Origin of the sequence: Mycobacterium sp. (assembly GCF_039583785.1) — a bacterium.
Lineage (GTDB): Bacteria > Actinomycetota > Actinomycetes > Mycobacteriales > Mycobacteriaceae > Mycobacterium.
In genome coordinates, this window is sequence record NZ_JAVKSG010000008.1 from 44,607 (window position 1) to 58,069 (window position 13,463).

A 13,463-nucleotide genomic window follows, 5' to 3' on the forward strand; every position below is an offset into this window, starting at 1 on the left:
CACGTTGCATTATCGCCGCCGGAGCACCAGCACGAGATTGCTCACCAGGAACTCACGCAGCACCGGCACGCCGGTTAGCCACCACGCCCATTTCGGATGGTAGCGCGGGAACGCGGCGATCAGCGCGCCGGTACTCGCCGCCCAATCCAGGCCCTCGGCCGCCGATACCGCGAACAACGACGACCCGTAGTTGTTCTTGGCCGGATGGCCGTGTTTGCGGGCGTAGCGCGCGGCCGCCCGGGCCCCGCCCAGATAGTGAGTCAGGCCCATCTCGTGGCCGCCGAACGGGCCGAGCCAGACCGTGTAGGACAGCACCACCAGGCCGCCGGGCCTGGTGACCCGCAGCATCTCGCCGCCGAGTTCCCACGGCCGGGGCACGTGCTCGGCCACGTTGGACGACAGGCAGATGTCCACGCTGTCGTCGGCGAACGGCAGCGCCATGCCCGACGCCCGGACGAACGTCCCGGATTCCCGCGCGAAAACCGATCTCGCAGCGTGTATTTCGTCAGGGTTCGGCTCGACGCCGATGTAGCGGAGCCCGGCGTCGGCGAATGCCCCGGCGAAATACCCGGGCCCGCCGCCGACGTCGAGCACGCGGCGACCGGCCGGTCGTTCGCCGTGGACGCCCTGCCAGAGATCGCCCACCATGTCGACGGTGTCGATCGCCAGCGGGCCGTAGAACCGCGCCGGTTCGGGATGCTCGTAGCGAAAACTGGCCAGCAGTCGCACCGAGCGGCGCAGGGTCGCCCGCCGCGCAAACACCTCGGTCACGGCCACCGGCCAACACTAAAGCCCAGGCATCGCTGGATTCGACTGCCGGTCGCGCCCCCTCGCCGCTTCGCGGCGAGCTACGTCACCCGGTTAGGCTGACCCGATGTCCGGTGTGCGCTCAGTGCTGCTTTTGTGCTGGCGCGATACCGGGCACCCGCAGGGCGGCGGCAGCGAGACCTACCTGCAGCGCATCGGCGCGCAGTTGGCCGCGTCCGGCGTCGAGGTCACGCTGCGCACCGCGCGGTATCCCGGCTCAATGCGACGGGAAGTCGTCGACGGCGTCCGCATCGACCGCGCGGGCGGGCGGTACTCGGTCTACATCTGGGCGATGCTGGCGATGGCGGCCGCCAGAATCGGCATCGGTCCACTGCGGCGGGCGCGACCTGACATCGTCATCGACACCCAGAACGGCCTGCCTTTTCTGGCCCGGCTGATCTATGGCTCGCGCGTCGTGGTGCTGGTGCACCACTGTCATCGCGAGCAATGGCCGGTTGCCGGCTGGTTCCTCGGCCGGGTCGGGTGGTTCGTCGAATCGTGGCTGTCGCCGAAGCTGAATCGCCGCAACCAGTACGTGACGGTGTCGCTGCCGTCGGCCCGCGACCTGGTCGGCCTCGGTGTCGAGAATGGGCGAATTGCCGTGGTGCGCAACGGACTCGACGAGGCGCCTGCGCTGTCGTTGACCGGCCCTCGAGCTTTGACGCCTCGGGTGGTGGTGTTGTCACGGCTGGTGCCGCACAAGCAGATCGAGGACGCTTTGGACGCCGTGGCGCGGCTGCGGATGTCGATGCCTGATCTACACCTCGACGTCGTCGGCGGTGGCTGGTGGAGCGAACGCTTGATCCGCCACGCGCAACGGCTGGGTATCAGCGGCGCGGTGACATTTCACGGGCACATCGATGACGGTTCCAAACACCTTGTCATGCAACGGTCTTGGGTGCACTTGTTGCCGTCACGCAAAGAAGGTTGGGGTCTGGCGGTGCTCGAAGCGGCCCAGCACGCGGTGCCCACCATCGGCTATCGGTCATCGGGCGGACTAGCCGACTCGATCATCGACGGCGTGACCGGCGTGCTGGTCGACGACCATGCCGACCTGGTCAATCGGCTCGAGCAGCTCCTCATCGATCCGGTGTTGCGCGATCAGCTCGGCGTCAAAGCCCAGGCGCGCAGCGCCGAATTCTCGTGGCGGCAAAGCGCGGACGCGATGCGCGCGGTGCTGGAGTCGGTCGTCGCCGGCGACCGCGTCGCCGGCGTTATGTAGCAACGGCTTGGCCATCGTGCGCCGAGCGCTCCGCTAGCCGCACACTCGTCGGTCCGACACCGCGACCCATGGCCGCCAACTCGCGACCACCAGCCCGACCGCCCCGGCGATCAGCATCGCCAGCCACGCCAGATGCGCGACGATGACCACCGCCCGCCGACTCGTCGACACCCCCGCGCCAACCCCGCCGACGCGGTACAGCATCAGGTCGCGCCCGCGATACGCGATCGGCAGCCGCGCCAAAGTCTCTGTGGTGGGGCTCATGTCACCGGGTGTGCCCATCTCGACAACCAGCCAGCCCACGCCGGCCGCTCGGATCTGTTCCGGGTCGGCGCCGGCCAACAGCATTCGCTGCACCTCCCGCGCCCGGTCGCCCTCGCCGAAGACCGTGGTACCAGAGATCGTCAGATCGCCGGTGGTCAGCACGTCGGCGCGGAGCCAGCGGGGCAGTGGATCCAGTACCGGCGCCCGCCCGGACCAGCTGAACCGCCGCATGGTGTCGGCGGGTAGCACCGCGACTTCGGCAGGCTCGCGGTTGATCGCCGCCGCGACGGCCGGCCAGTCGCCGGGGTAGTGCACCGATGCGACCCTTCCTGCTACGCCCCAGGCCAAGTCGGGCAGCGACAGTACCAGAGCGAGGCAGCACAGTAGAGCTGCCGAACAGGGCCGCAACCAGCGCCGCAAGGTCAGCACCGCACCTGCACCGGCCACCGTGTAGCCGGGCAGCGCCAACGCCACCCACTTCTGCGCGTCGCGCAACACACCCAAGCCGGGTATCGCCTCCACCACGGCGTGCAAGACGGCCAAACCCGGGCCCGTCGCCAGCCCGGCGGGGATCAGCACCGACGCCACCGCCAGCACCAGCAGTGGCCGCACTGCGCGAAACCCCGCAAGCGCGACGAAACCTGCCGTCACCACCGCGAGCAGCACGAAAGCGGACACCAGTGTGAAATACGTTGTGCGTGAGGCTGGTACCGCGTCGGCGTTCCAGATCCCACCCAAGCTGGCCAGGCTGCCCAGTGTGCCGAGACCGGGCTCGGCGCGGGCGGCGAATGCCGCTATACCCGGCGTATGTGACCACACATCCGACGACGAAAAACCCAATGCCGACGCCGTCAACCACGGCAGCGCGGCCACCACCGCAGTGCCCGATGTGATTGCGGCGCAACGTCGGCGCGACGTGCCGGCACCGGGCACCGCGACACACACCAATCCGACGATGGCGGCCAAGATCAATCCGGTCGGCGTCAAGCCGGCCAGTGCGATCCAGAATGCCATTCCGAAAACACTTGACCAAATGCCGTTTTCGGTAATCCGCAACCGTGCCACCGTCGTCGCAACCCAGGGCAGACAGCCGTATCCGAGCAGCAGGCTCCAATGTCCTTGCAGGAGCCGCTCGCCGACGTAGGGATTCCAGATCGCCAGGGTGATCGCCACGAACTGGCCCCCCGTACCGGACTCCGGCACCAGCTGCGCCACCAGTCGGGCGGCACCCCAGCCCGCCAGCCAGAGCCCCACGACGAGCAGCGCCTTCACCACCACGCCGCCGTTGATGCAGTGCGAGGCCAGGGCCACCGCGAAGTCCTGCGGCGTCGCGCGTGGCGCCGAAACCAGCCCCAGCGCGCTGTCGGTGAGATACGACTTCGGCGTCGACACCGCGTCGCGCAGCAGTAGATAGCCGGGGCTCAGCAGCGGCGCCACTACGAGAAGTGCCAACGCCAGCGCGTACCCGGGCCGAGACCAGCGCACGCTTGCGACGAGCTACCGGAGGTCGGGCGGCCCAGACGTCGAAGGACCTCCCGAACTCGACGTGCCGCCTCGCTTGACGTCCTTGGGCGACGTGGGGATTTTCTCGGTCTCAGCCTCGGCGCCGGGCACTCGCGCCGGCGGTGGCTCGCCGCGGCCGAAGAAGCCGTGATCGTCGTTGTCTGAGTCCGATTCCTTCAATGCGGTCTCGGTCCGCAGGCTGAACGCCCCGAGCAGCAGCCCGCCGATCAGCGCGATCGCACCTGCCGCGGTGAACGTGATCGGCAGCACCCGGGACCACAGCGCTAATCGGTCGCGCTCGCTGCGCGCGGCGCTGACCTGCGACTCGACCGTCTCCTCGGTGGAAGTGACCTTGTAGTCGGCCAGCGTCACCTCTGGCTTCAATGCGTCGCGCGCATAGTAGTGGTTGGCGCGCTCTTGCTTCTTGACGATCGTCCCCGACTCCGGATCCACCCAGAACGTCTTCTGCGCGGCGTAGTAGCGGGTCAAGGTGATCTTTTCGTCGGGATCGCCCGGCAGGCCCCACATATACGCGGTGTTGGTGACCTTGCTGTCCGCGTCGTCGGCGTACAGCGACGGATAGCGGATCGGCTCAATGAGCTTACCGTCGGCGTCGTAGCCGACGTCCTGGGTGAACTTGTAGGCCGTCAGACCGTTGACGTCTTCTTCGCCGGTGTAGTTGGCCTCGAACGCCTTCTGCGCGATCGGATCGAAGTATGGGTAAGACCGCTTCTCGGTGTGGAACGGGAATCGGTAGGCCAGACCCTCGTGCGGCAGCGCGATGTTGGTGGCCGGGCTTTCGTCCTTGAACCCGCGCGGCTTCTGCACCGCGCCACCGGGATGGGTGTCGTCGGACACCGCGAACGCCGTCTTGCGGTTGAGCGTGACCGTGTCGACCAGAGCCAGGAGCAGGCCGGAATCCTTCTGCTTGTCGCTGCGCCGGACCGAGCTACCCACCTGCAACGTGACGACGTCGGCGTTGGCGGGGGATTCGACGTCGATCTGCTGCTGGGACACCACCGGGACGTTCTTGTCGACGACCAGCTTCGGGCTGTACAGCGATGCCGGGTCGACGACCGTACCGTTGCCCTCACCGATCAGCGTCGCATCCAGATCGAGCGGAATCTTGGTGATCCGGCTGGCGGTGTAGGTCCACAGCAACAGCGCGGCGATCAACAACGCGGCTCCGAGTCCCATGATCCCGCACGCGGCCATCCGCAACATGACTGCTCGGTTCACGTTGCCGTGACCTCCTCCTGGTCTCGTCCGGTTCCTGTACCCCCGGCCACCTGGGGTTACACCCGACTACCGCGCTGCGGCGAAGCAAAACTCGTTCGACCCTAACAGCATTATTTAAGGTTGCGATTTACCTCCCCTGAGAAGGGAATTGCTGGGCAAATCGGGTGCCGGGCAGACTGTCGTCATGAACCCCGCCGGCGACGATCAACAGAGCAGTGCGATCAGAACGGGCACGCAGCAGCGGCGTACCGACCCCGCCGGACTGGTGGGCGGCACTCGGAAGTTCCTGCCCGCCGTCGAAGGCATGCGGGCGTGCGCCGCGATCGGTGTGGTTATCACCCACGTGGCGTTCGATACCGGACATGCCAGCGGATTCGACGGTCGGCTGTTCGGCCGCTTCGATCTGGCGGTGGCGGTGTTCTTCGCGTTGTCCGGATTCCTGTTGTGGCGCAGCCACGCTGCCGCGGCCCGCGGCCTGGCGCCGCGTCCCGCCACCGGCCACTACGTGCGATCGCGGGTGGTCCGCATCATGCCCGCCTACCTGGTTGCGGTCGTGGTGATTCTGAGCCTGCTGCCGGACGGCAACCACCCGAACCTCACGGTCTGGCTGGCGAATCTGTCGCTCACCCAGGTCTACGTGCCGTTGACGCTGACTGCCGGGCTGACCCAGATGTGGAGCCTGTCGGTCGAGGTCAGTTTCTACCTGGCGTTGCCGATCCTTGCGGCGCTGGCCTACCGACTACCGGTCCGCGCCCGGATCCCAGCCATCGCCGCAGTGGCCGTCGCGAGCCTGTTCTGGGGTTGGATCCCGTTCCACGCTCCGCCGGGCCTCAATCCGTTGACCTGGCCGCCGGCGTTCTTCTCGTGGTTCGCCGCGGGCATGTTGCTGGCCGAGTGGATCTACTGCCCGACCGGTTGGCCGCACCGACTGGCGCGCCGTCGGCTGCTGATGGCCGCCGTCGTTCTGGTGGCCTACCTGGTTGCGGGCTCGCCGTTGGCCGGGCCCGCCGGGCTGGTCCCGAGCAGCAACGCGCAATTCACCGTGAAGACCGCGATGGGTGCGTTGGTGGCCGCGGGACTGGTGGCGCCGTTGGTCCTGGACCGGCCCGACGGCAGCCACCGGTTCCTGGCCAGCGCGCCGATGGTGACGCTGGGACGCTGGTCCTACGGAATCTTCGTCTGGCATCTCGCCGCATTGACGATGGTGTTCCCGGTGATCGGCCAGTTCGCGTTCCACGGACACCTGCTAGAGGTGCTGACGCTGACGCTGATCTTCACCATCGCCATATCCGCGGTGAGTTACGCGCTGGTGGAATCGCCGTGCCGGGACGCGTTGCGGCGCTGGGAGTCTCGGCGCACAGAGGCCGTCAGCCCGCGTCAGGAGGACGCAATCGCTCCATAATCCGCGCGCGGACCGCCGAGCGCCGCGCCTTGCCGGCATCGTCGCGCAGTGGCGTGTCGACGAACTCGACGGTGGACGGCACCTTGTAGCCGGCGATGCGATCACGCAGAAACTGCTGCACGGTCGGCTCGTCCAGCGCAGTCCCCGCCTGAACCAGTGCGTAGGGCACCTGACCCAGATCCTGGTGGGGTACGCCAACGACCAAGCAAGACAACACATCTGGATGCTCGGACAGTGCAGCCTCGATCTCGGCCGGGTACACGTTGCGGCCCCCGACGGTGAACATGTCGACCCGGCGGTCGGAAATGTAGAGGAACCCGTCGGTGCCGCCGTAGAGTTCCCAGACCTTCTCTGGCCCGAGCAGGTCGATCCAGGCCTGCTTGATCGCGGGCGGGCACGGCGCGCCCAGGTGCCAGAACCGTCGCAGCGACGACAGGTCGAATGCGTCGGGGTTGTCGTGGTACACCGGCAGGCAGCGCTGCATGATGGTCGGCACCGTGGTCAGGAAGGTGACACCATGATCGCTGATCAGCCGGAGGAATGTCTCCGGTTCGAAGCGGCTCATCAGGATCAGGTGGTGGCGCATCAACAGCGCGATGGTCGCGGTGGTGAAACCGGTGTTGTGCGACAGCGGACCTGGGACCAGCGTGATGTCGCCCTGTTGGGCGCCGAGCGGATAGCCGATCGCCGCCGGAATCCGGCTGTCACCGCCGGACTCGATGAGTTTCGGACGGCCGAGTGTCCGTCCGTCGCACGTGACGGCCGGCTCGTCGGGAGCGAGTTCGGCCAGCGCGGAGATCTGGGCGCCGATCGGTGGGACCGGCGCCGTCACGAGTAGGCGCCCTGCCGATCGAAGATGCGGCGCGGGTTGTCGACGAGCATGGTGTGCAGTTGCTCGTCGGTGACCCCGCGCTGCTTGAGCGCGGGAATGACATCGTTGTGGATGTGCAGGTAGTGCCAATTAGGGGCGGCGATCGGCAGCAGTTCTTCGGGCAGCGCGTCGAAGTAGCAGTTGGCGTCGTGCGACAGCACCATCTTGTCGGCGTGGCCGCGCTCGCACATCTTCGCGACCGTGTCGACCCGGTCCTCGAACGGCAGGATGGTGTCGATGCCGAACCGGTCCATGCCGAGGTACGAGCCGCCGGAGATGAGTTCTTCGAGGTAGCCGATGTCGGTGCTGTCGCCGGAGTGGCCGATGATCACCCGACTCAGGTCGACGCCTTCCTCTTCGAAGATTCGCTGCTGCTCCAGGCCCCGTCGCAGCCCGGCGTGGGTGTGGGTGGAGATCGGCACCCCGGTGCGCTTGTGCGCCTGGGCGACCGCGCGCAGCACCCGCTCGACGCCGGGCGTGATGCCGGGTTTGTCGGTGGCGCACTTGAGAATGCCGGCTTTGATGCCGGTGTCGGCGATGCCCTCCTCGATGTCGCGGACGAACATGTCCGTCATGATCTCCGGCCCGCCGAACTCGGCGCCGGGACCCACGTAGTGGAAGCGGAACGGCACGTCGTTGTAGGTATATAGGCCGGTGGCGACGACGATGTTCAGCTCGGTTTCCGCGGCGACCCGGGCGATGCGCGGGATGTAGCGGCCCAACCCGATCACGGTCAGGTCGACGATGGTGTCGACGCCGCGCGACTTCAGTTCGTTGAGCCGGGCGATGGCGTCGGCCACCCGTTGGTCTTCGTCGCCCCAGGCTTCGGGGTAGTTCATCGCGATCTCGGTAGTCATGATGAACACGTGCTCGTGCATCAGCGTGACGCCGAGATCAGTGGTGTTGACAGGTCCGGAAGCGGTATTCACCGAAGACACGTAGCCGACTCTAGGACGCCCGATCGGCCGCCGTGGGCAGTTCGTGGGATCTGCGGGTCAGCAGGCCTCGTCGTCGAGGTCCGTCAGCGCCGTCCAGGTGCGGGCCAGAATCCCACGGCTGGCCGTGATCTCCGGCAGCACGTTGCCCGCGAAGAACTGCGCCGCGGCGATCGTGCCCTCGGATAAGCCCCTGTCCTGACCGTCCGCGCCGCAATCCGATGCGCGCAAGGCGATTTCGGCATGCAAAGCACCTTCAGCCGTTGGTCGGGCGCGATATCCGCCACCGTGGCTGCCGCAGCATCGGACCAGATCGTTCGACCCAGACCCTTGCATGGTGACGCGGCTCACAGTAAAGTGACCAGTGGTCATCCAGTCGAGGAGGGCGATGCCGACAGTCACCTGGGCTCGCGTCGACCCCGCGCGCCGCGCCGCCGTAATAGACGCTGCGGAGGCGGAGTTCGGTGCGCACGGATTCTCCGGCGGCAGCCTCAATGTGATCGCCCGTCGGGCAGGCGTGGCCAAAGGCAGCCTGTTCCAATACTTTGCCGACAAACGGGACCTGTACGCGTTCATCACCGACATCGCCAGCCAGCGGGTGCGGGCCTACATGGAGGCCCGGATCGGTGAGCTCGATTCGACTCGGCCGTTCTTCGAATTCCTGACCGACTGGCTCGACGTGTGGATCGCCTATTTCGCCGATCACCCGCATGAGCGCGCCCTGCACGCGGCGGCGAGCCTGGAAGTCGACACCGATGCCCGGATCAGCGTGCGCAGCGTCATCCACCGGCACTACCTGGAAGTGCTGCGGCCGCTGGTGCGCGAGGCCCGGCTGCGGGGCGATTTTCGCGAAGATGCCGACACCGAGGCGTTGATGTCGTTGCTGCTGTTGATCTTTCCGCACCTGGCGTTGGCGCCGTACATGCGCGGGCTCGACCCGATCCTCGGCCTCGACGACCCCAGCCCGGAGCAGCCGGCGCTGGCGGTCCGTCGGCTGGTCGCCGTGTTGTCCGCAGCCTTCTCCGAACCACTTTCGACAGCACAACGATTCAAGCCTAAGAGATCTGAGGAGGTCACATGACACGGACGAGTACGCGTTCCATGGTCGCAGGCGGGCTCAATTGGGACAGCTTGCCGCTCAAGCTGTTCGCCGGTGGCAACGCCAAATTCTGGAACCCGGCCGACATCGACTTCTCCCGCGACCGCGCCGACTGGGAGCGGCTCACCGACGACGAGCGCCATTACGCCACCCGGTTGTGTGCCGAGTTCATCGCGGGCGAAGAAGCCGTCACGGAAGACATCCAGCCATTCATGTCCGCCATGCGGGCCGAAGGACGGCTCGGCGACGAGATGTACTTGACCCAGTTCGCCTTCGAGGAGGCCAAGCACGTCCAGGTGTTCCGCATGTGGCTCGACGCGGTGGGCATGACCGCGGATCTGCACGAATATCTCGACGACGTCCCCACCTACCGCACGATCTTCTACGAGGAGTTGCCTGAGTCGCTCAACGCCTTATCGAGCGATCCATCGCCTGCCGCCCAAATCCGGGCGTCGGTCACCTACAACCACATGGTCGAAGGCATGTTGGCGCTGACCGGCTACTACGGCTGGCACAAGATCTGCGTGGAACGCGGCATCCTGCCCGGGATGCAGGAGTTAGTCCGGCGCATCGGTGACGACGAGCGGCGTCACATGGCGTGGGGCACCTTCACCTGTCGGCGCCACATCGCTGCCGACGACTCCAACTGGGGCGTCTTTGAAACGCGGATGAACGAGCTGATGCCGCTTGCCTTGCGGATGATCGAAGAGGGCTTCGCGCTGTACGATCCGATGCCCTTCGGCCTCTCGACGGACGAGTTCATGCAGTACGCCGCGGACAAGGGGATGCGGCGGTTCGGCACCATCAGCAGCGCCCGCGGGCGACCGCCCGCCGAGATCGACCTCGACTTCTCGCCGGTGCAGCTGGAAGACACCTTCGCCGACGAGGACGCCAGGGCGTTGGCCGCGGTCTAGGTGTGCCGAGCAGACGCAAAATCACCGGAAGCAACGGGGTTTTGGGCGATTTTGCGTCTGCTCGGCAGAGCAAGAACTAGCCCACCCAGACCGTCTTGGCGTTGCAGAACGCCTTGATCCCGAGGTCCGCGAGCTCGCGGCCGTAGCCGGATCGCTTGACACCGCCGAACCCGAGTTCAGGGTAGGACACCGTCATCCCGTTGATAAAGACCTGCCCGGCCTCGATGTCGTCGATGAAGCGCTCCTGCTCGGCTTCGTCGTTGGTCCACGCGTTGGACCCCAGGCCGAACGTGGTGGCGTTGGCGATCTCGATCGCCTCGTCGATGCCCGAGGCGCGGTACATCGAGGCGACCGGTCCGAACACCTCTTCGGTATAGAGAGCCATGTCCTTGGAGATGTCGGTGACGACCGTCGGCGGGTAGTACCAGCCCGGCCGCTCGGGCGTCGTACCGCCCAGGCGAACCTTCGCGCCTGCGGCGACGGCGTCATCGACCTGCTTGGCGATTTCGTCACGGCCGGACTCGGTGGCCAGCGGGCCCACGTCGGTGTCCGGGTCGGTCGGGTCGCCGACCCGCAGCGCCGCCATCTTCTCGACGAACTTGTCGACGAAGGCGTCGTAGATGTCGGTGTGAACGATGAACCGCTTGGCAGCGATGCAGGATTGGCCGTTGTTCTGCACCCGGGCGGTGACCGCGGTCTTGACGGACTCGTCGAGGTCGACCGAGGGCATCACGATGAACGGGTCGCTGCCACCGAGTTCCATCACGGTCGGCTTGATCTCGTCGCCGCAGATGGCGGCGACGGATTGGCCGGCCGGCTCACTTCCGGTCAGCGTGGCCGCCTTGACCCGGGGGTCGCGCAGGATGGCCTCGACCGCACTGGAGGACACCAGTAGCGTCTGGAAACAGTTCTCCGGGAAGCCGCCGCGCGCGATCACGTCGGACAGATACAGCGCCGACTGCGGCACATTGGAGGCGTGCTTGAGCAGGCCGACGTTGCCGGCCATCAGCGCCGGGGCGGCGAACCGGACGGCTTGCCACAGCGGGAAGTTCCACGGCATCACGGCCAGCACCACCCCGAGTGGCTGCCAGCGGGTGTAGGCCCGCTTCGCGCCGACCTTGGACGCCTCGGCGGGCTCGTCGGCCAGCAGCTTCTCGGCGTATTCGGCGTAGTAGCGGAAACCCGTGGCGCACTTGAGCGCTTCGGCCTTGGCCGACCGCAGCGTCTTGCCCATCTCGAGGGTCATCATCGCGCCGACCTCGTCGGCCTCTTTCTCCAATAGATCGGCGGTGGCGTGTGCCCACTCCGCGCGCTGGGCAAACGTGGTGTTGCGGCGGTAGTCGAGGAATCGTTCGTGAGCACGGGCGATCGCGGCTTCGACCTCGGCGTCGCTAGCGGGGGAGAAGGTTTTGACTGTCTCGCCGGTGGCCGGGTTGACGGTGGCGATGGGCACGCTGACATCCTTCGGTTGCGATAGTTGTTGGATCTTCCAGCACCTAGCCTGCCACTAACGTTCCCAACAAGGGAGGGGCCGATGAGCAAAGCCGCCGAACTGATAGTCAAGTGCCTGGAAAACGAGGGCGTCGAGGTGGTCTTCGGGCTGCCTGGTGAGGAGAACATCCGCTTCGTGCAGGCGATCGCCGCGTCCAAGATCCGCTACGTGCTCACCCGCCACGAGCAGGCGGCATCGTTCATGGCCGAGATGTACGGCCGCGTCACCGGCCGGGCGGCAGTGGTATCGGCCACGCTGGGCCCGGGAGCGATCAACATGCAGTTGGGCGTCGCGGACGCGACCACCAACAGCACGCCGTTGGTCGCGATCTCCGCTCAGGTCGGCCAGGACCGCGAATACAAGGAATCGCACCAGTACGTCGACCTGGTGTCGATGTTCGCGCCGATCACCCGATGGGCCGCCGACATCCCGACCGCACACGCGATACCGGAGATGGTCCGCAAAGCGTTCAAGCTGGCCGAGACCGAACGTCCGGCCGCGGTGTACCTGGCGGTGCCCGAGCAGATAGATGCAGACGTCGCCGAATATGACTTAAAGCCGTTGCCACGCAATGTTGTTCACGCCGATGCGCCGGCCTTTCGTCAGGTGGCACGGGCCGTCGACATCCTGCGCCAAGCCAAGCGCCCGGTGGTACTGGCCGGCCACGGCGCCGCCCGCGCCGACGCGACCGACGCCCTGGTCCGGTTCTCCGAGAAATTCGACATCCCAGTGGCCAACACGTTCCACGGCAAGGGCGTCATGCCCGACGACCATCCCAACTCCATCGGGGCAATGGGGTTCATGCGGCACGACTACGTCAACTTCGGCTTCGACAACGCCGACGTCGTCCTTGCGGTCGGCTACGAACTGCAGGAATTCGACCCGGTCCGGATCAACCCCGAGGCCGACAAGAAGATTATCCACATCCACCGGTTTCCGGCCGAGGTCGACGCGCACTACTCGGTCAACGTGGGAATCATCGGTGACATCAGCGCCTCGCTGGATGCAATTACCGATGCTCTCGACGATCACGTCTTCGTCGCCGACCCGGACATCCCCGGCGCCGGTCTGCTCAGCGAGGAATTCCAGCGGGGACAACAGGATTCGCGTTTTCCGATGGCACCGGCGCGGGTGGTCGCCGATACCCGTGCCGCGCTGGGCCGCAGCGACGTGGTGCTGGTCGACACCGGCGCCACCAAGATGTGGATGGCGCGGCTCTACCCGACCTACCAGCGCAATACCTGCCTACTCTCAAATGGCTTGTCCACCATGAGTTTCGCGCTACCCGGTGCGATGGGGGTCAAGTTGGCTCAACCGGAGTCGAAGGTGCTGGCGGTGGCCGGCGACGGCGCGTTCCTGATGAACTCCCAGGAGATAGAGACCGCGGTCCGGGAGAAGATTCCGCTGGTGGTGCTGATTTGGGAAGACGGCGGATACGGTCTGATCGAGTGGAAGATGGACCTCGAGCTCGGCGAGCACCACTATGTGAAGTTCGGCAATCCCGACATCGTGAAGTATGCGGAAAGCTTTGGCGCCAAGGGTTATCGGATCGAAAGCGCCGACGAACTGCTGCCCACGTTGAAGGCTGCTCTCGCAGATGACGGTGTCACGCTGATCTGCTGCCCGGTTGATTACTCGGAAAACATGCGACTGACCGACCGATTGGGTCGACTGGACGAGACGCTGTGAGAGCGGTCGGGCGGGGGTGGCGTTGC

General features: G+C 66.4%; 12 protein-coding genes. 5 read left to right on the forward strand and 7 right to left on the reverse strand.

Going from position 1 to position 13,463, the window contains the following annotated elements:
• Window positions 1–9 precede the first annotated feature (9 nt).
• On the reverse strand, window positions 10–777 hold the full coding sequence (locus ABDV69_RS05315) for a class I SAM-dependent methyltransferase (RefSeq protein WP_343572304.1): 768 nt from the start codon (window positions 775–777) through the stop codon (window positions 10–12).
• A 97-nt stretch (window positions 778–874) separates the two neighbouring features.
• On the opposite strand from ABDV69_RS05315, the gene ABDV69_RS05320 reads away from it, so the two are divergent.
• Window positions 875–2,029, forward strand: coding sequence for a glycosyltransferase family 4 protein (locus tag ABDV69_RS05320; protein ID WP_343572305.1), 1,155 nt, complete (start codon window positions 875–877; stop codon window positions 2,027–2,029).
• A 33-nt stretch (window positions 2,030–2,062) separates the two neighbouring features.
• Here ABDV69_RS05320 and ABDV69_RS05325 read toward each other — a convergent pair whose 3' ends face one another.
• Window positions 2,063–3,778: a hypothetical protein gene (locus ABDV69_RS05325; protein ID WP_343572306.1), complete on the reverse strand. Its 1,716-nt coding sequence runs from the start codon at window positions 3,776–3,778 to the stop codon at window positions 2,063–2,065.
• Window positions 3,779–3,790: 12 nt separating this feature from the next.
• Window positions 3,791–5,035 carry a DUF3068 domain-containing protein gene (locus ABDV69_RS05330; protein ID WP_343572307.1) on the reverse strand — a complete coding sequence of 415 codons (1,245 nt, stop codon included), beginning with the start codon at window positions 5,033–5,035 and terminating at the stop codon, window positions 3,791–3,793.
• A 184-nt stretch (window positions 5,036–5,219) separates the two neighbouring features.
• On the opposite strand from ABDV69_RS05330, the gene ABDV69_RS05335 reads away from it, so the two are divergent.
• A complete protein-coding gene (locus ABDV69_RS05335; RefSeq protein ID WP_343572308.1) occupies window positions 5,220–6,437 on the forward strand; it encodes an acyltransferase in 1,218 nt (405 codons plus the stop codon).
• Here the strand turns inward: ABDV69_RS05335 and ABDV69_RS05340 are convergent.
• From ABDV69_RS05340 to ABDV69_RS05350, 3 genes are read right to left on the reverse strand one after another with little or no spacing between them, the layout of a single operon-like run.
• A complete protein-coding gene (locus ABDV69_RS05340; protein WP_343572309.1) occupies window positions 6,403–7,269 on the reverse strand; it encodes an AMP-binding protein in 867 nt (288 codons plus the stop codon). The two genes, ABDV69_RS05335 and ABDV69_RS05340, sit on opposite strands and share 35 nt — an antisense overlap.
• Complete coding sequence (locus ABDV69_RS05345; RefSeq protein ID WP_343572310.1) at window positions 7,266–8,246, reverse strand: phosphotriesterase-related protein; 981 nt, start codon at window positions 8,244–8,246, stop codon at window positions 7,266–7,268. Before ABDV69_RS05345 ends, ABDV69_RS05340 begins: the two co-directional genes overlap by 4 nt.
• Window positions 8,247–8,303: 57 nt before the next feature.
• Window positions 8,304–8,645, reverse strand: coding sequence for a hypothetical protein (locus tag ABDV69_RS05350; RefSeq protein ID WP_343572311.1), 342 nt, complete (start codon window positions 8,643–8,645; stop codon window positions 8,304–8,306).
• Here ABDV69_RS05350 and ABDV69_RS05355 point away from each other — a divergent pair.
• Both ABDV69_RS05355 and ABDV69_RS05360 read left to right on the forward strand, forming a co-directional pair.
• Window positions 8,632–9,324: a TetR/AcrR family transcriptional regulator gene (locus ABDV69_RS05355; RefSeq protein ID WP_343572312.1), complete on the forward strand. Its 693-nt coding sequence runs from the start codon at window positions 8,632–8,634 to the stop codon at window positions 9,322–9,324. The two genes, ABDV69_RS05350 and ABDV69_RS05355, sit on opposite strands and share 14 nt — an antisense overlap.
• Window positions 9,321–10,256, forward strand: coding sequence for a R2-like ligand-binding oxidase (locus tag ABDV69_RS05360; RefSeq protein WP_343572314.1), 936 nt, complete (start codon window positions 9,321–9,323; stop codon window positions 10,254–10,256). The genes ABDV69_RS05355 and ABDV69_RS05360 overlap by 4 nt, the downstream gene beginning before the upstream one ends.
• A gap of 76 nt (window positions 10,257–10,332) precedes the next feature.
• Here the strand turns inward: ABDV69_RS05360 and ABDV69_RS05365 are convergent, their stop codons facing one another.
• Entirely contained in the window at window positions 10,333–11,709 is a 1,377-nt protein-coding gene (locus tag ABDV69_RS05365) for an NADP-dependent succinic semialdehyde dehydrogenase (protein WP_343572315.1), read from the reverse strand.
• Between the two features lie 81 nt (window positions 11,710–11,790).
• Here ABDV69_RS05365 and ABDV69_RS05370 point away from each other — a divergent pair, with 81 nt between their 5' ends.
• On the forward strand, window positions 11,791–13,437 hold the full coding sequence (locus tag ABDV69_RS05370) for an acetolactate synthase large subunit (RefSeq protein ID WP_343572316.1): 1,647 nt from the start codon (window positions 11,791–11,793) through the stop codon (window positions 13,435–13,437).
• The last annotated feature ends 26 nt before the right edge of the window (window positions 13,438–13,463 follow it).